The following is a 17,491-nucleotide window of genomic DNA, read 5'->3' on the forward strand; positions in this document are numbered from 1 at the left end:
AAATTATTTTTTATATATTTTTCATAAAGTTAGTCAACCTTAAATCTTGGCATCTCAATTGCGTTGTTCCTCGTATAAATGGCAAAGGGGAATAACAATGAAGAAAAAAATACTGTTTGTTCACTACGGAAATGACTGGATTCGCGGAAGCGAGCAGTGCCTCATTGACCTAATGGAACAGTGCTCTGACCAAGGGTTCTCTGTACATCTATGGACCAATAACTCTTCTTTGCACCGTTACGCCTTACGCAACAACATCTCATCCGAAGCTGACGCATTCCCTCTCCTACTTGGCTGGCTCGCCCCCAGATTCGATTTTCTAGGTTGGGGCTACCTGGTCCGTAAAGCTTGTAAAATCCTCCAAAGAGAAAGCATTGACGTCGTTCATGTCAACAGTGGTGCTCCATGTCAATGGATGGTACTCGCAGCCCGAATCAAACAGGTTCCAATGGTGACTCAGCTACACAGCCCCTATCCTGCCAGAGACCGATTAACACTAGGCCTGCATTTATCCCCACACATCATCTCTGTCAGTGAATATGTTGCCAGCCAGCTCAAATCTGAGGGGTATCCTCGTGAGCACTTGTCAGTCATTCATAATGGATTGCATGTTTCTAAACTCAACGAGCAACAGACTGTCGAAACGAAAAAAGTACTCGGAATAAACGACGAAGACTTCCTTTATGCGACAGTCGGTTCTCTAATCCACCGCAAAGGTATCGATCGGCTTATCGTAGCGTTAAGACATTTGAACTTTGAATATCCGAATACACACCTTTTAGTCATTGGCGACGGTCCACTCAGAAACGAGCTAGAGAAGCACGCCAAGAAGTTGTACTTGGAAAACAGGGTTCACTTTGTCGGTGAACAAAGCAATGCTGTAGGTTGGTTGAAAGGCTGTGATGCCTTTGTAAGCGGTGCTAGAAGCGAAGCTTTTGGACTCGTTATTGCTGAAGCCGCTGTCGCTAAGATTCCAGTTGTAGCACCGTTCGAAGGCGGTATCCCAGAGTTTGTTCAACATGGTGAGACCGGTATTCTCTACCCCAACAGGGGTGTAGGTCCATTAAGCAAGGCCATGAAAGTATTAGTCGACAACCCTGACTTTGGGCGACAACTCGCCAGTAATGCCAGTGAACACATCGGTACCAAATTCAATGTTTCGCTATCAAGCCATCGTATCATCGGTGTTTACAAGAGAATTATGGTATCCCACCAACCCTCCGTCTCTTTCTGGCGTACATTTATCCCGCTAAAAACCTATTTGGCAAAGCGCATTGCTATGGGAGGTCAGCATGGTTAATTCAAACGTGACAAAAACACTGGTCTTCGATCCAATAACATTCAAAGGTGGATCAAAAATCGCCACTGTCGAAGCGTTAAGTTTGTGCCGGGCCGATATCAACTACTTTGTTATCGCCACAGCTGATGTGGAATTCTGGAAGAGCTGTAAGCTTACAGCATCACACTCAGTAGATATAGTTGCACTGCCTCTTATAAAACCATTGGCTAAGCAGCATTACGGCCTCCTATATTGGCTAAGCCAGTGTTATACCGCCCTATGCCTTCTATTTTTCTTGATCAAGTACAAGAGCATTGACAGAGCTATCGGTGCATCTGGGCCCGGTATGGACATGCCACTTTACATTGTAAAGTTATTAAAAAACATTGAATTAGTTCAGTTCATTCATGGACACGTTGGAAACTCAAGGTCTATCGGTTACTGCTTAACTGTTGCTGACAAAGTGTTTTATCTGCCCTCCTGCAGACCAAGTATTTCTGTCGCGCTGAGAACATATCTGGAGCGCAAAACGTCCATAGAAGACTCAGGTTCCCTTGTGGAGATGTATTTGACGTCTCGCAAATACCATACCTTCGTTAACGGTTTACCCGAGGACAGATGGCCAACACGCTGCCAAACAGATTTCCCCGTCGGCTTTTGGGCTGCATCTTTATTAAAATGGAAAGGACTGGACTTGTTTGTCGAGGCACTTAAACATGCTGCACATATCAAACCAATCGCATCTAACATCTGTTACATCAGGCCCGTTGATACAGCCATTCCGACAAGTACCGCACCCGTTGTAATTAAATACACGAATTGGTACCAAGACCCGCAAGAATTAGACACGATTAGAAGCCAATCCAATATCTTTGTTTCCACCAGCCACAAAGAACCGTTTGGTTTGTCCATTTTAGAAGCCCTAGCTGCAGGGATGTGCGTTGTTATCCCTCAGGATGGTTCTTACTGGGATAAACGCCTGACACACAATCTGAACTGCATCAAATATTTACCTGACGATGCTAACTCGTTGTGTGATGCCCTGCTATATGCCGTTAAAGATCGCACCAACTTCAAACGCTGTATTGATAATGGAATGATGATTGCTGAAGAGTATAGAGCAGAACATCGCTACTTAGACTTCGTCAAAACAATAGACCCTAATCCATACCTAAAGCTATCTCGTGAGCCTAAACCTCAGAGCCACTAAGGAACATGTTATGCGACATAGAATATTGCAGTGGTTTAAACAAGACAACATCACCAGTATGGCGCTTTATGCTCTGAGCCTGCTTATGATGAAAGGGACATCACTACTCATGCTCCCCTTCATGGCAAGTTACTTAACGCCATCACAATTTGGCCACCTTGAATTACTTTCTATCACCACTGTTTTTTTCAGCCTGATGGTCGGTTTAGCAATGCACGAAAATCTTTATCGCTTCATCGGTACGATAAAGGATGCATCAACTCGCTTTGCTCGAGTATGCGAATTGTACTCCAGTTCTTTTTCGACATCCTTGCTACTCGCAGGGGTATTATTCGCAGGTTATTTTGCCGTGTCTAATGCAACGTTAACCATCAACACTGAACAAATGGCATTGATAACAATCGTAGTAATAGTTGAGGCCCCTCTCGCAATTTGCTTAGCTTGGTTAAGACTAAACAACAAGGCGGTGACTTTTTTCAAAATCAGTTTTGTTACTTTGCTCATTCAGGTCTCTCTGGTCATTTTGATACTCACCAACAATCCAGATGTTACTTTATTATTTAGCGTTGGCGTTCTGTGTGCCGTACTTCAGGTAACGTATCTCCATTTCCACAACAAGCTTTCTTTCAAACTGCCTACCCTTGTTCACTACAAACGCTACATCCAATACTCGTTCCCTTTGATGTTATCAGCCGTAGTCGCATTTGGACTTTCTGGTGCCGAGCGATGGATCATTGCCGAAGCGCACACATTAGAAACCTTAGGTATATACGCAGTGGCCGCCAAATTTGCCCTTGCGTTGGGGATTCTGATTCAACCCTTCCATATGTGGTGGATGCCAAAGCGCTTCGAAGTACTTGAAACTCTCGGTAAAGAAAAAGTCGCGCTTAACACTCAACACGGCATTATCACTTTGTGTTTCCTGAGTGTCATTGTTATGTGGATGAGCCAATGTTTTATCAGCCTTGCGCTACCCAGTGACTACCAATCTGCTGGTCAGCTTGTTGTTCTGTGTATTGTAATAATGTTACTCAAAGAAATGGTAGAAATGCTCAATATCGGAGTGTTGTATGCAAAGCAGACAAGCAAGCTTTTTGTCATCAATATTGTTGCGACAGTAGTGGCACTCGTCAGTGCTTGGCTGACTAAAGAAACAGGCGTGACAGCTATCCTACTCTGCCTGTGTATGGGCCAATTTATTCGCCTTACTTTGATATACCACTTAAGCCAGTCACTATGCCATATTCCCTATAGATATGGCGCATTGTTGGCGTTTGTCCTTATTAGTTCACTATTCACGATCAGTGGGTGGTTCAATCATTCATTAGAAACGGCTGGAGTAATGCTTGTATTGCAACCTATGGCGCTAATCGCATTGCTGCACAAACTAAGATTTATTTCGCTTTCTGCAAATTCTGTCCAAAAAGCTCATCGTCATAATCATGTGGAGCGCACACTATGATGCATGCAGATAAGCTTTATCCAGCCGTCATTACCTCTGGCGTGTGTATCTTCATTGCACTGGTTTGGAAGCTCGTCCCTCATCCTGCTGTTGCCATTGTGCTTAGCATGATGCCGCTTGGGATACTTTTCGTGCTAAACCAAACTTTTTGGTTGGTCAGCTTATTTGTCCTGTTTTCATTTTTCAGAATTCACGAAGCAATCCCTGCTCTTTACTCGCTAAAAATCCCTTTGTTACTTTCAGTCGGAGCCTTAAGTGCTCTGCTGTGGCATAGTTTAATCAGCAAAAATCTTCAGATGTTCTGGCATCAGAGCCTGACTTGGTTCGCAGTGTTTTGGCTGTTGGTGCTTGTTGGAGCCGTATTATCATCCAATCCCGGTTTAGCTATTACCTACTTCAAGTCGATCTATTGGAAGATCATCGTCATGACTCTGGCAATCGCATGGCTCGTAAATAGCGTTCAAAATGTCAAACGCATTAGTATTCTAATCGTATTAGCAGGAAGCCTGATTGCATTTGTAGCCTTATCCAACTCCATTAATGGCATTGGCCTAGTAGAAGGAACACGTGTCACCATTGGCCGTCAACTTGGTTCAGTTTTGGGTGACCCAAATGATTTGTCACTAGTGCTTATGTTCCCCCTTGCCTTTGCCATCAGTTTGATGACCACAAAAAATCTTGGCAGCGTTCGACCTCTAGGTTTAGTCGCTACGATATTGGCGTTGAGTGCTGTTATCGCAACCCAAAGCCGAGGTGGGTTACTCGGATCAATCGCGGTATTCGGAATATTCGGCTTGCGTATTATACGTTCCAAGTTTCTACTCGCGTTGATTGGAACTATCGGTTTACTTGTTCTGTTTGCAGCTGCGGGGATTTCTGACAGACAATCAGGAGGCGCCGCTGAAGAAGGCATTGATGCTTCGGCGATGGGCCGGCTCTATGCTTGGGAAGCGGCTTTTGGTATGGCTGTCGCCAATCCTTTAACAGGCGTTGGACTGAACAACTTCTACGCCAATTACTTTTTCTATAGCCCTCACTGGGATGGACTAAACCATGCCGTACATTCGACCTGGTTTGGTGTGCTTGCAGAAACAGGTTTCCTTGGCCTGTTAGTATTCATTGGGTGTATCTACTCACTGGTCAAAACCAGCAAACAAACGCTGTCACTTCTAGATGCAGTGCCAGATAATTACTCTCCTTACCTTCATGCAACAGCCGCAGCAGTATACGCTGGCATTATGGGGACAATCGTGTCGGGCACATTCCTCACTCAAGGCTTTACCTGGCCTATTTATATCCTTGCCGCTCTATGTATCGCCCTGAATCGTATTGTTCAAAACCATTCTCAAAATGAGAATACGCAGAATAACGACAAGATTTATACATAAATAATTGTTTTTAATGAATTTAATTTTTGGCACGTTACGTGTAACACCTCCTATTGAAATATAAAAATGCGGAGGCGCTTATGCTGGCTACACACATTAACGAGGTCAAGATTTGGCTAAAAGAGAACCCGAACCCTGTTTATCGCAAATTGTTTATCATTTTGAAAAACATTCGCGCTTGCGACCTTCCAACTCCAAGTATCTTCAATAAAACAACTGCTTTTCTGTACAACGGAAGCAAAGCCCTCTTTGCCAATATGGTTAGAATTCTGATTCACACGCCAGCCTTTAAAGGCCGCCTCACTCAATTTGGCAAACGACTTTATCTATTTGGTGGTGTTCCACTCGTAACCGGCCCCCTTAAAATTTATTTGGGAGACGACTGCAGGATCTCAGGACAAAGCACATTCAGCGGTCGAACCCAATCATTAGAAACAGAGCTTATCGTTGGCAATAACGTCGACATCGGATGGCAAACCACAATAGCGGTTGGTAAACGCATTGTTATTGGCGACAACGTAAGAATGGCCGGTAGAGCGTTTCTCTTTGGTTATTCAGGCCATTCTTTACACGCGGGGAAAAGAGCCTTGGGGGCTGGCGACAGCGAAAGAGACATTGGCAACATCACCTTAGAAAGAGACGTTTGGTTAGGTACAAATGTTACCGTCTGCCCGAACGTTACTATCGGTCAAGGTACCATTGTAGGGGCTGGCAGTGTCGTAACGAAGAGTCTCCCTTCCCTTGTCGTCGCTGCAGGAAATCCCGCCAAAGTAGTTCGTAAACTAACGAGTAAGGAGATGGAATAATGCGTGACCTCATCGTATTTGGCGAAGACTTCGGAGGCTTACCTTCAAGCACACAGCACATCGTTTCTCGACTAGCTGCGAATAGAAAAGTGCTTTGGGTTAACTCAATCGGCCTACGTCAGCCTAAGCTCAATAAGAAAGATTTTGCTCGGGCTTTCGCCAAGCTACTAGGCCAAAGCAAAAAAGGCTACTCATCGAAGAATGAGCAACTGAGTACAAATATCACTGTCGTAAATTTAAAAACCATCCCTGCTCCAAAATCTTCGTGGGCAAGGGAAATAGCAAAGTCCATGCTATTAGCTCAACTCAAGCCCATCATCGAAAAGCTGGGGCTAACAAAACCGATTTTGTGGACTTCTCTTCCGACTGCTGCGGATTTATGTGGCAACCTAGATGAAGCTGCGGTTGTTTATTACTGTGGAGACGATTTCAACTCGCTTGCTGGTGTTGATCATGAAACAGTGAGTAATCATGAGAGAAGGCTGGCTGAGAAAGCTCACCTTATCTTGGGTGCAAGCGAGGAAATCTGCAAAAAGTTTGACGGATTAAAAACCGCGCACATCCCTCATGGCGTAGACTATGAATTATTTAACACCTCAGTAAGCCGTGCTCGAGACCTTCCCTTAGACGGTAAGCCCATTGCTGGTTTTTACGGCAGCATATCCCAATGGCTGGACTATAAATTGATAGCTCAAGTCTGTTTGGATAATCCTCACTGGAACTTCGTTTTTATCGGGCCATTGGAACTAGATCATAATCCTTTGCCGAATTTTCCAAATGTATTTTACTTGGGCCCCAAACCACACCGAGAGTTGCCTCGATACAGTCAGCACTGGGATGCGAGCATGCTGCCTTTCTTGTTCAATGATCAGATTCAAGCCTGTAGCCCTTTAAAACTGATGGAGTATCTAGCAGCCGGAACACCTGTTGTTACAACGCCGTTTCCAGCACTTGCTCCTTATCGATCACACGTCAGTATTGCCAACGATGCGAGACAGTTTAGCCAATCACTCAATCAGGTTCTCAGTAAAGAAAACACTGATACTGAGATTGTTCGTCGCGACAGCTGGGATGCTCGAAGTCGAGTTGTCAATCAGCTTCTGGAGTCACTATGAATGAACTGAAACTGCGCTTTATCATTATCCTTAATGCAGCTTGGAGGCAGAGGTACGTAATTGTTCTACCAATGCTGATCATGCCTTTTGCTGGATACTTCGTCGGGAAAATGGCTCCGGAGAAATACGTTTCCCATACCAGTATGCTGATTCAGGAAACAGCAAAAATGAACCCGTTTCTGGAAGATATCGCAGTTTCAACCATGCTCAAGGAACGTTTGGCAGCTCTGAGTACCTTGCTCAAGAGTCGGCATATTTTAAGATCCGTTGCCAAAGAGCGTGGACTGATTGACGATTCAATGTCCCCTTTTCAAGTGGATCAAGTCATCGCAGAGCTCGCAGCAAGCTTAACGGTTACCCAGCCTGGAAAGGATTTTCTTAAAATCCAGCTATCTTCTACTCAACCTCAAGGCATGAAAGAACTATTAGAATCTGTCAGCGAGCACTTTATAGAGCAAATGCTGGCCCCAGAACGCTCTTCAATCAAAGATTCAAGTGAGTTTCTCACCATGCATATTGATAAGCGAAGAGAGGAGCTCGATTTAGCGGAAACAGCACTTGCTGACTTTAAGAACAAAAACGCCTCTGTTACACCTGAAATGCAGAGTCAGAGTCTTGCGAGGCTTGCTAGCCTGAAGCAAAACTTAGCCGAGAAAGAGGCGGAACTTGCTGGGGTTGAGCGGAGTCTGGGCTCACTCGATCAGCAACTGTCTAAAACCAACCCCGTCGTTGGTAAAATTGAAGATCAAATTATAGAAATTCGCAGTGAGCTAACTTTACTAAGAGCTAAATATACTGATAATCATAGCGCTGTACTCGGCAAACAGCGGGAACTTCGTCGACTTGAAAACGAACGTTCGGAACTTCTTAAAGTTGAGCAGCCAAATATCAGCAGCGACCAGCTTTGGGATATCGCGAGTAGCAACACTTTGTCTGACATCAGCCAAATTCAACCTTTGCTCGTTACCCAGTTACACAGCCTTCAGCTAGTGCGGGGAAGATTTGAATCCCTGAGTGAAGAAACCAAAAGCTTGCGTAAAATGATTGAAGATCTTGAGCAACAAGCGAACCGCTTCGGCGACAACGCAAAAGACATGTTCCAGTTGCAGAGAGATGTTCAAATCAAAAGACAACTCTACGATGAGTTGATTCAAAGGTATGAGATGGCTCAACTTACAGGATCACTAGGTATTTTTGAGCAAAACAAGCGGGTCAAGATCATTGATTTACCTTATACGCCAAGTTCACCAGCTAACCTACCCATAGTCATATTCATTATCGCAGGGTTCGTCGCAGGTATTGGCCTAGGCTGTGGTATCGCTACGCTCATTGAGCTTTTTGATACTTCGGTTCGAAGCGCGAGTGAGTTGCAATCTCTAACAGGCAAACAGGTGATCACTGCAATTCCTAAAATAAAACCGTTTCAATCATAAAGAATCTCAAAATAAAACACCTCACACATGGAAACTTAAGACACTGTTATATAGGGACTTTTTTTTGGCACAGGTTATGCTATTTCTAATTTAAACCATCGAACACCAAGGAAATCGCATGACCAGTCAACCGAAAACAACCATACATGTTGTTCAGCATTTGGCACCAGGTGGATTAGAAACATTAGCCATCAACATGCTCAAGTTTGCTAAACCAGACGAGAACGTTTTCCTTATCAGTCTCGAAGGAAGTCGCTGCGAAACATTGGCAAACTGGCCTAGCTTAAAGAACGTTGAAGATAAACTTATCTTTCTAACCAAGAAGCCCGGTTTTGATTTTGAGGCGATATCTAAACTGCGTAAACTATTCAAACAAATTAAACCTAGAGTCGTTCACACTCACCACATTGGACCTCTAATTTACGGAGCGACTGCAGCTAAACTGGCAGGTGTTCAACACATAGTCCACACAGAACACGACGCTTGGCACCTTAACAACCAAAAACATCTTCTGTTGCAAAGCCTTGCCTTAAAGCTATCCCGTCCTAATCTGGTGGCAGATGCTGGGCTAGTTAAAGAGCAATTAGATGAGAAGCTCAACTATGCCAATATCACTGTAATAAAAAACGGCATAGACTGTGAAAGATTCAAACCGGGATCTCAGGCACAGGCACGCTGTGAGCTTGACCTACCTACGCATGGAAAAATCATAGGTTCCGCTGGACGCCTCGAAAAAGTAAAAGGTCACGATATCCTTCTCAAGGCCCTCCCTCTCATTAATAGCAATGTGACTCTCGCTATTGCAGGCATAGGAAGCCAAAAGGACGCATTAGCACGACTGGCTGAAGACTTATCTATCTCTCATCAAGTACGGTTTCTCGATTTAGTTGAGGACATGCCAACCTTTTATCGTGCTCTCGATGTATTTTGCATGCCATCAAGATGCGAGGGTTTCCCCCTTGCTCCACTGGAAGCTCAAGCGTGTGGCGTTCCTACAGTCGCGACAAACGTTGGTGGCACCAATGAAACGTTATGTCCTATAACAAGTCAACTCGCCGAAGCAGAAAATAGTAGTGAGCTTGCTTTAAAGCTATCCCAAATGTTGCTTGAGTCCCCTCAATCCTCACCACGCCAGTTTGTTGTCAACAATAACGACATTCGAAAAATGGTGGATGCCTATAGCGCAATAACACAGGAGGAATACGCATGATTGATCTGACCATTGGAATTTTCATCACAATTTGTGCTGGGCTCATCGTCTATCACCATGTCGGCTACCCTCTTGTGCTTGCTTGGTATTCTAAGCGCCACCCTGTGGAAGAAGTAAAGCCAATCGAACGTGGTTACAGGATCGCTCATTCAGATAGACAATGTGCTGACATCACCATTCTTATCCCTGCATATAACGAAGAACAGTGGATCGCAGACAAAATTCGCAACTTAGCCTGTCTGGATTACCCGAAAGAACATTATAACGTCATCGTCGCTTGTGATGGTTGTACCGACAATACTGCTCAAGTGGCTCAGAACACGATTCAAGAAGCCATTTGCTGTGATACACATTTTGAAATTCGAGTCTTTGAAGAGAACCGCGGAAAGGTTGCACTAGTGAATGAGCAGATGCTAACGATATCAAGTGACATTACAGCATTGAGCGATGTATCAGCTCTGATTTCTGTCGATGCCCTGCTGGTCGCCAACCAGCACTTCAAAGATAAAACTGTAGGTGCTGTTAACGGACATTACCAATTGCTTTCTAGTGGTAGTGAAGGTGAAAGCAAATACTGGCAATACCAAAGCAGAATGAAACTACATGAGGCCAGTTTGGGTAGCACACTTGGCGCTCATGGGGCTTTCTATTTGTTCAGAACTCACTTGTTTGAACCGCTCAAGCAAAACGTTATCAACGACGATTTCATCATTCCGATGGAGATTATTCGTAAAGGATATAGAGTGAACTACGACAAGGACATGATTGCGTTAGAGCTTGAAGCGACCAACACCGACAACGATTTCAAACGTCGACTCAGAATTTCTGCTGGCAACATGCAGCAAGCCCTGCAATTGGCGGAATTGTTTTTGCCACGATACAAAGGCGTCGCATTTGCTTTCTTTTCAGGCAAAGGTTTAAGACTGATAACACCATACCTCATGATTCTGTGTCTGGCGCTTTCTGTCGTACTTATTCACCACCCAATATTTTTCATCGGGAGCATTGCACAACTCGCTGTTTACTCAATTGCGATTCTTGGGCATGTGTTCCCACACTTATTTAGCCATAAATACTGTCAGTTAATCACATACATAGTAGCAGGACACTTTGCCAACCTAATTGGTGGCTTACGCTATTTGTTCGGTTTCGAAGCCACTCGTTGGACAAGAATTCAATGATAAGGAGCATCTTATGAGCAACGTATCTTCTTTATATTCAATCTGGTTAGCAAAACGTATCTTCGATTTTCTATGCGCTGTAATCGGGCTTTTGATGCTGTCACCTATCTTGCCCGCGATTGCCTTAGCCATAAAAATCGACTCCAAAGGCCCCATTTTCTATAAGCAGCTGCGTGTGGGTAAATCGACACCAGAACAAATGATGTTCTTTGAAATCATTAAGTTTCGTACCATGTATGTCGATGCCGAAACACGTACAGGCGCAGTCTGGGCGACAGAGAACGACCCAAGAATTACTCCAGTCGGTCGCTTCCTGAGAAAGACACGCCTAGATGAGATCCCGCAGTTGTTTAATGTCATCCAAGGCGATATGTCATTGATTGGCCCACGCCCTGAACGCCCTAGCTTTTATAACAAGCTAGAAACGGCCATCCCTTACTTTGCTGACCGTACCTATGGAGTAATGCCAGGCATCACAGGGTTAGCGCAAGTTAATCAAGGCTATGACACCTGTATCGATGACGTTCGCAGAAAGGTCGGCTTTGACCATAGTTATGCCTTATCACTGCGTTCGCTAAAATCTTGGATTCTGATGGATATCAGCATCATTACCAAAACACTCATCGTCATGGTCGACGGGCGAGGACGATAAAATAATCACTTAGAGGAGAGCAATCCCGCTCTCCTTTTCTAATTTGGTATAAAAAAACGCCAATTCGATTAGTTGTGAAGCAAACAGTTTAAAAACCAATAATTTGCTCTTGCACGACCCAAAAAGTCTCGGTAATATCCATCTCGTTCTTAAGGAATGGGTCCGTAGCTCAGTTGGTTAGAGTACTACCTTGACATGGTAGGGGTCGGCGATTCGAGTTCGCCCGGACCCACCACTCCTTGCTTAAATGCACTAAGAACAAAAATTTGGGTCCGTAGCTCAGTTGGTTAGAGTACTACCTTGACATGGTAGGGGTCGGCGATTCGAGTTCGCCCGGACCCACCAAATTTTATAACAAAGCCCGCTTATAGCGGGCTTTGTTGTTTTTGGAGATATCTCATTAGATTGAGTTAATCTAATGCGCTTCCTCTAGCCGTTTTTCATTACCGAGTATCGTGTACTCTTGGCTAGCCTGCTCTAGCGTGTTCTGATACCCATCATAAGAACACTCTCCAATATCGTTTCGCGGACATATGGAAACATGATTCTTGTCGATCATCTCTATTCCACAGTTCGGGCAATATCTATCCATGGCAACCTCCTGACGTTGTCTGCCTTGTACATACAGGTTCATACCCTGCACTAGTCACTCTAGCCTTTTTCCGCTTCGAAACCAGCGATACTGCTCTCAGGTTTTCATCTTTTTACACTCTATTACAGTATTTGCTGTACCCATGTTCAGGTTTGCATAACAAATATGATTTTCAGCACAAGCTAACTTTGTATAACTAATTCAGGCTTGGCTTGTAACGTTCTTGCAATAACAGGCAATGATCAAGTGATTAACGATAAGTATCACAGCTCCAATTATACCCGGGTGATGAATCAGGCCATGCATTTCGAAAGGCACGTAGATCACACAACCGATCAGTGCTAGCCACTCCGCCCAACGAAGCCCTTTCCATAAGCCTCACCCCATCGAACAACTGTGTATGCCAATGCCCCAGCATAAGCCCTTGGACAAATAATCCCAAAAAACAAAAAGGCCGTAACACTTTATGTTACGGCCCTCATAGTCTGTTTGATGCTTTAAGCTTCTTCTGCGACTTTTTCTGTTTCAAAGTTGGCGAATAACGAGTCCACAATCTCTTTCGAACGTACTGCCAGAACAGAAAGCAAAGTATCACTCAGGCCATGGGATGATTCACAGCAACCTTGAAGGAATACGTTCACTTTGCAAGATTCCTGCATTGGTAGACGATAATGACGCTCAACCTGCTTGTCCGACATTAGTGGTTCTAGTTTGTTCAACATTTGGTTGAACTGGTCGTAACGATAGCCAGTAGCAAGGACAACCGCATCGTAGTCGTGCCAGTTTTGCTCACTATGAATGCGATCATTATAACGAAGCGCAATCTTACCTTCTTTCTGCCCTACTTCTTGAATATCATGACAGCGTAGATGTTGGTGCTTGCCTTCGCCAGTCACGCGCTGAAGGTATAGACGCTCATAAATAGCGCTAAGCTCTTCTGTATCTACAACGGAATAGTTTGTGCCATTGAAGCGAGAAAGGATGGTTTTACGCTCTTCATCAGTGCTCTTGTATACGTGATCCGTGAACTCAGGATCGAAGATCTCGTTAACGAATGCACTGTCATCTGCTGGGTGTAGAGCAAAATTACGGTTGACGAGGTGAACTTCACCTTCTTCATAACGGTTTGTCAGGTCAACGAAGATCTCGGCAGCACTTTGACCTGCACCGACAACCGCAATCTTAGGCGTTTCCGTACCAGCATTAAACTGTTCACGCCACACCTTGTATTTCGATGAGTGGATCACCTTCTCGTCATTCAGGCCGCTAAACAGCTCTGGAAGTTTCGGCATACCACCCATACCAATCAATAGGTTTTTCGCAATACGTACTGTTTGGTTGCCATTGATATCCGTTGAAATAACGCGAACTTTGGTAATTTCGCCATCAACTTCAATCGGTTCGATGTCGATAACGCGTTGTCCATAAGTCACGACAGAATCAAACTGGTTTGCAACCCAAGTCAGGTAGTCATTGAATTCGACGCGTGAAGGGTGCAAAGAGCCCAAGTTGATGAATGAACTTAAGCGGTCATGTGAATGTAGGTAGTTCACAAAGGAATAAGGGCTGATTGGATTGCGCAGCGTCACCAAATCTTTTAAACAAGAAATCTGCATTCGAGTGCCATCTAGCAACATGCCACCATGCCATTCGAAATGAGATTTTTGCTCTAGGAAGCAGTAACTTAATTCTTGGTTCTGCGCCGTTTCTTCTAACGCAATCGCAATTGATAAGTTAGCAGGGCCAAAGCCCACGCCAAGCACATCGTATTCCTTAATCTGGTCTGTCATTTTTGTAACCTCATGTTTTCCGTTGAGCTCTTTGGCTCTCTATCCCCGAGACACCCTAAAACTGGGTTGCGATACTAAAAGCAATCGCTAAAGAAGGTATCTCTCAACTGACACATTAGAGCTGCCCTCTTATGAGGGAAGTCGAATTCTTTTAATTTGGCGAAACCGAATTTCTGCAGATAACCAATCATCTTGGCATTATCTGCTCTTGGTTCGCTGACGATTTTCTCTGTCCTTGGATCGGACAGATAAAGGAAGTGGCATACTGAAGGAAGCCAAGCGGCGACCTTGTGACTGCCACGGTGATGCTCTTCACCAACAAGCATGTGAATACCGCGATCGTAATCGCCTGCTGCATAATACGGCGCGATGCGATCTTCTTTTGTCCAATAGGCTTCAATGTAGGCAAAGGGTTCGTTAGTAAGGCACACAATCAATAGCTGGTTTTTATCATTGACCAACTGCTCCTCTAGATAAGCTTTATGCTCTTCTAAAGTGCCTGTCTGCTCCCAAAACGCGGCCACTCGTTCACTGTTTTGCCATTTGGAAAACAGCTCTGCGTGTTGCTCTACATCAAGCCCAACCAGAGACAGCGTCTGCTCTAATTCTGGAATATAGCGGCTGTATAGCTCACCTTTTTGAGGTCTTGGGCGAAGAGGATGGTAGCCATTAGAAGCGAGAATCTGCTTATGTGGAATAGCGCGACGCTGCTGTTTTAGCCAAAGCTCTGGCAACTGCAGTAAAGCTTCTCGCCAAACCAGACGAATACCTTCATCTGTGACATGAGTGATGTCGTTTAATGATGAGAAAGTAAACTCGCCGAGATCAATACAGCGAATATCCGTACGGTGCTCAAGCATAAGCACAAAAGCTTGAACCACTTCCTTATCATTGATGGCACTGCTGGTCACACGCCAATAACCGCCACTTTCCTTGCTAAGTGTTAACTGACCACTTGGCATCTCAACGCAACATGTATCCCCTTGTTGCTGAACACTCTGCCCAAAGGGCAGAGTGTTGTGGGTATCACGGTTACCAGTCATAGCTCAGACTCGCGATCACATTGCGGCGGTCACCGTAGAAACAGTTGCTACTTGTACAAGTAGCTATATATTCCTTATCAAAGATGTTCTTTGCTGCAACTTGGAATTTATAGTCATCAAATCGGTAACTAACTGTTGCATCGTACAGTGTGTAAGATGGCACTGTATTGGCGTTGTTGTTACCAGCGTATGTATCATCTGTATAGCGGAAGCCTCCACCGATACTCATACCGTCAAATGTGCCACCAAAGAATTGATACTTTGCCCAAGCGGACGCTAAGCTGTCTGCTACTTGTTGAGGTTGATTACCTATAATAGAAGTGTCCGTATCATCTTTGATTTCAGAGTCAACATAAGATAGGTTACCGATTAACGTTAAGGCCTGCGTTACATTGGCAACCGCTTCTAGTTCCATGCCTCGGTTGCGAATCTCACCTACTTGCTTGACTGCAGCACCATCAATTTGAACAACGTCTTTCTTAGTGGCTTCATAAACAGATACGTTAAAGTAGCCATCAAAGCCTCGAGGCTGAAACTTAACACCTGCTTCGAAAGCTTCACCACGCTCTGGTTTCGATGCTTGATTGTCGACAGTTTTAACTTGAGGTTCAAAGGATTGAGAGTAGTTTGCATATGGAGTAAAGCCGTTACTCATTACATAAGCCACACCTACGTTAGATGTCCACTCTTCATAGTCTGCTTGATACGTATTGCCTGTCGTCTGATTACTTTGCTTATTCGAAGTATCATCGTAACGAACACCAGCTTGTACTACCCAGTCATTGAATCGCACTTGATCTTGTAGGTAAAAACCAATCTGTCGATTTTTGGTAACCGTAGTTTGAAGATCAGCGTCTGTTAATTGTTGAAATGATGTAGGATGAAGCAGGACCACATTACTGCTATAACTTGGATTAAAGATATTGAACCTTGGCTCTGCAATCGTACCAGCTAACGGAATAGTGAAAGAACCATTGCCATCAGCGACAGTAGGATCGGCTGCATAATCCTGACTATCTATTTCAATTTGTTGATAATCAAAACCCGCTAGTAATGTGTGCTCAACATCCCCAGTTTGGAATTGATACACTAAGCGGTTGTCCACATTAAATGCATCAGACTGCCCTTTATCAGTTGATGCCCTTCTCACAATTGTTTGTCTTGAGCCAGTAGGATCTAGCAACGGCCCCAATTGATCCACATCAGCCGCATACGCCGCGAAATACATCTGACGAAGTTCAATATCCATACGGCTATAACGAGCAGATTGACCAAAGCTCAAAGCGCTATTGAACTGATGCTCAAACTCGTAACCAAAGGAAAGTTGCTCGCGTTCAAACTTTTCCCAATCGGTATTACCAACTGCTACATCATCACTAATCTGGCCGTTAGGGTTGCTGGTCAATGTACCTTCGACTGGCAAAAACTGTAGATAAGGGTTGGAATCGTCTTTTTGGTAACTTGTCAGAAATGTAATACTGTTCTTATCGTTAATATTCCACGCTAATGATGGTGCAACTAGAATACGCTCTGCATCAACATTGTCGACTTTGGTACCATTCTTACGTCCCATAGCGACAAGACGGAAAGCAACATCTTCACTCAGTTCACGGTTGACGTCCAAGCTAATCTGAGTCCTGTCATATGAACCATATTCAACTGATACTTGACCTGAACCACCATCAAACTGAGGACGTTTGCTTACCGTGTTGATGACGCCGCCCGGTGGGTTTTGTCCATATAAAACAGATGCTGGGCCACGCAGAATTTCTACACGCTCCAAACCAAACGGGTCAATCTGCCAGCTGTAGAAGCCTGCCGAATATAGGCGCGTCCCATCTTGGTAAAGCCCGTTATTAGCTTGCTGAAATCCGCGTATAACAAACCAATCTTGCTTATTGTCATCGCCGTAGAAGTTGGTCTGGATACCCGGTGTGTACTGAAGTGCGTCTGAGATGCTGATTGACGCGCGATCATCCATTTGTTCGCGAGTAACCACTGAAACCGCTCGTGGTGTTTCATGGATTGCTAAATCTGTTTTAGTCGCTGTACGACTTTTTTGGCCTAGGTAACTAAAGTCTGGGCCTACAGCACTGTCGTGCTCTTGACCGATTACCACGACTGTTTCGTCTTCTGCTGCGTTTACTGCACCAGCAGATAGAGCGAACGCGACTGCCAAACAAGCTGGGCTCAGCAAAAACTGCCGATTCATGTCTCTCTCCTTAACTTTCGGTTTTACCGAATATTATATTAATAATTATGATAACCATTATCATTAGCATTTCGAATGCGAATGGAGTTTAACGAGTTTTATAGAAAAATGGAATCTA

15 protein-coding genes and 2 tRNA genes are annotated in these 17,491 nt (G+C 44.4%); 12 read left to right on the forward strand and 5 right to left on the reverse strand.

The window, feature by feature from the left end:
• Window positions 1-97: 97 nt before the first annotated feature.
• The 12 genes from L1D31_RS10225 to L1D31_RS10280 all read left to right on the forward strand — a co-directional run bounded on the left by L1D31_RS10225 (window position 98) and on the right by L1D31_RS10280 (window position 12,081).
• Window positions 98-1,300 carry a glycosyltransferase gene (locus tag L1D31_RS10225; RefSeq protein WP_239837024.1) on the forward strand — a complete coding sequence of 401 codons (1,203 nt, stop codon included), beginning with the start codon at window positions 98-100 and terminating at the stop codon, window positions 1,298-1,300.
• On the forward strand, window positions 1,293-2,489 hold the full coding sequence (locus L1D31_RS10230) for a glycosyltransferase (RefSeq protein ID WP_239837025.1): 1,197 nt from the start codon (window positions 1,293-1,295) through the stop codon (window positions 2,487-2,489). Before L1D31_RS10225 ends, L1D31_RS10230 begins: the two co-directional genes overlap by 8 nt.
• A gap of 10 nt (window positions 2,490-2,499) precedes the next feature.
• Window positions 2,500-3,951: a lipopolysaccharide biosynthesis protein gene (locus L1D31_RS10235; protein ID WP_239837026.1), complete on the forward strand. Its 1,452-nt coding sequence runs from the start codon at window positions 2,500-2,502 to the stop codon at window positions 3,949-3,951.
• Complete coding sequence (locus L1D31_RS10240) at window positions 3,948-5,339, forward strand: O-antigen ligase family protein (RefSeq protein ID WP_239837030.1); 1,392 nt, start codon at window positions 3,948-3,950, stop codon at window positions 5,337-5,339. Before L1D31_RS10235 ends, L1D31_RS10240 begins: the two co-directional genes overlap by 4 nt.
• An 80-nt stretch (window positions 5,340-5,419) precedes the next feature.
• Window positions 5,420-6,145, forward strand: a complete 726-nt coding sequence (locus L1D31_RS10245) for an acyltransferase (RefSeq protein WP_239837031.1) — start codon at window positions 5,420-5,422, stop codon at window positions 6,143-6,145.
• Window positions 6,145-7,260 carry a glycosyltransferase gene (locus L1D31_RS10250; protein WP_239837033.1) on the forward strand — a complete coding sequence of 372 codons (1,116 nt, stop codon included), beginning with the start codon at window positions 6,145-6,147 and terminating at the stop codon, window positions 7,258-7,260. Before L1D31_RS10245 ends, L1D31_RS10250 begins: the two co-directional genes overlap by 1 nt.
• Window positions 7,257-8,693, forward strand: coding sequence for a chain-length determining protein (locus L1D31_RS10255; protein ID WP_239837034.1), 1,437 nt, complete (start codon window positions 7,257-7,259; stop codon window positions 8,691-8,693). The genes L1D31_RS10250 and L1D31_RS10255 overlap by 4 nt, the downstream gene beginning before the upstream one ends.
• 118 nt (window positions 8,694-8,811) lie before the next feature.
• On the forward strand, window positions 8,812-9,903 hold the full coding sequence (locus L1D31_RS10260; protein WP_239837036.1) for a glycosyltransferase: 1,092 nt from the start codon (window positions 8,812-8,814) through the stop codon (window positions 9,901-9,903).
• A complete protein-coding gene (locus L1D31_RS10265) occupies window positions 9,900-11,084 on the forward strand; it encodes a glycosyltransferase family 2 protein (RefSeq protein WP_239837037.1) in 1,185 nt (394 codons plus the stop codon). The genes L1D31_RS10260 and L1D31_RS10265 overlap by 4 nt, the downstream gene beginning before the upstream one ends.
• A 13-nt stretch (window positions 11,085-11,097) precedes the next feature.
• Window positions 11,098-11,736, forward strand: coding sequence for a sugar transferase (locus L1D31_RS10270; protein WP_239837038.1), 639 nt, complete (start codon window positions 11,098-11,100; stop codon window positions 11,734-11,736).
• Between the two features lie 158 nt (window positions 11,737-11,894).
• Window positions 11,895-11,971: transfer RNA gene (locus L1D31_RS10275), tRNA-Val, on the forward strand.
• A 33-nt stretch (window positions 11,972-12,004) separates the two neighbouring features.
• Window positions 12,005-12,081, forward strand: a tRNA-Val gene (locus tag L1D31_RS10280).
• Window positions 12,082-12,151: 70 nt separating this feature from the next.
• Here the strand turns inward: L1D31_RS10280 and L1D31_RS10285 are convergent.
• The 5 genes from L1D31_RS10285 to L1D31_RS10305 form a co-directional block, all read right to left on the reverse strand.
• Window positions 12,152-12,370, reverse strand: a complete 219-nt coding sequence (locus L1D31_RS10285; protein WP_143696923.1) for a hypothetical protein — start codon at window positions 12,368-12,370, stop codon at window positions 12,152-12,154.
• Window positions 12,371-12,529: 159 nt separating this feature from the next.
• Complete coding sequence (locus tag L1D31_RS10290; RefSeq protein ID WP_345772837.1) at window positions 12,530-12,655, reverse strand: hypothetical protein; 126 nt, start codon at window positions 12,653-12,655, stop codon at window positions 12,530-12,532.
• 170 nt (window positions 12,656-12,825) lie between these two features.
• Entirely contained in the window at window positions 12,826-14,118 is a 1,293-nt protein-coding gene (locus tag L1D31_RS10295; protein WP_239837040.1) for a SidA/IucD/PvdA family monooxygenase, read from the reverse strand.
• A 74-nt stretch (window positions 14,119-14,192) separates the two neighbouring features.
• Complete coding sequence (locus L1D31_RS10300; RefSeq protein WP_239837043.1) at window positions 14,193-15,161, reverse strand: GNAT family N-acetyltransferase; 969 nt, start codon at window positions 15,159-15,161, stop codon at window positions 14,193-14,195.
• Entirely contained in the window at window positions 15,151-17,373 is a 2,223-nt protein-coding gene (locus L1D31_RS10305; RefSeq protein ID WP_239837045.1) for a TonB-dependent siderophore receptor, read from the reverse strand. The genes L1D31_RS10300 and L1D31_RS10305 overlap by 11 nt, the downstream gene beginning before the upstream one ends.
• Window positions 17,374-17,491: the final 118 nt, after the last annotated feature.

The organism is Vibrio sp. Isolate23 (genome assembly GCF_022398095.1).
Lineage (GTDB): Bacteria > Pseudomonadota > Gammaproteobacteria > Enterobacterales > Vibrionaceae > Vibrio > Vibrio coralliilyticus_A.

Excerpts from the sequence above, each read along its gene's own strand:
- L1D31_RS10225 (WP_239837024.1), top strand. The coding sequence starts at position 98 with ATGAAGAAAAAAATACTGTTTGTTCACTACGGAAATGACTGGATTCGC.
- L1D31_RS10230 (WP_239837025.1), top strand. The coding sequence starts at position 1,293 with ATGGTTAATTCAAACGTGACAAAAACACTGGTCTTCGATCCAATAACA.
- L1D31_RS10235 (WP_239837026.1), top strand. The coding sequence starts at position 2,500 with ATGCGACATAGAATATTGCAGTGGTTTAAACAAGACAACATCACCAGT.
- L1D31_RS10240 (WP_239837030.1), top strand. The coding sequence starts at position 3,948 with ATGATGCATGCAGATAAGCTTTATCCAGCCGTCATTACCTCTGGCGTG.
- L1D31_RS10245 (WP_239837031.1), top strand. The coding sequence starts at position 5,420 with ATGCTGGCTACACACATTAACGAGGTCAAGATTTGGCTAAAAGAGAAC.
- L1D31_RS10250 (WP_239837033.1), top strand. The coding sequence starts at position 6,145 with ATGCGTGACCTCATCGTATTTGGCGAAGACTTCGGAGGCTTACCTTCA.
- L1D31_RS10255 (WP_239837034.1), top strand. The coding sequence starts at position 7,257 with ATGAATGAACTGAAACTGCGCTTTATCATTATCCTTAATGCAGCTTGG.
- L1D31_RS10260 (WP_239837036.1), top strand. The coding sequence starts at position 8,812 with ATGACCAGTCAACCGAAAACAACCATACATGTTGTTCAGCATTTGGCA.
- L1D31_RS10265 (WP_239837037.1), top strand. The coding sequence starts at position 9,900 with ATGATTGATCTGACCATTGGAATTTTCATCACAATTTGTGCTGGGCTC.
- L1D31_RS10270 (WP_239837038.1), top strand. The coding sequence starts at position 11,098 with ATGAGCAACGTATCTTCTTTATATTCAATCTGGTTAGCAAAACGTATC.
- L1D31_RS10285 (WP_143696923.1), bottom strand. The coding sequence starts at position 12,370 with ATGAACCTGTATGTACAAGGCAGACAACGTCAGGAGGTTGCCATGGAT.
- L1D31_RS10295 (WP_239837040.1), bottom strand. The coding sequence starts at position 14,118 with ATGACAGACCAGATTAAGGAATACGATGTGCTTGGCGTGGGCTTTGGC.
- L1D31_RS10300 (WP_239837043.1), bottom strand. The coding sequence starts at position 15,161 with ATGACTGGTAACCGTGATACCCACAACACTCTGCCCTTTGGGCAGAGT.
- L1D31_RS10305 (WP_239837045.1), bottom strand. The coding sequence starts at position 17,373 with ATGAATCGGCAGTTTTTGCTGAGCCCAGCTTGTTTGGCAGTCGCGTTC.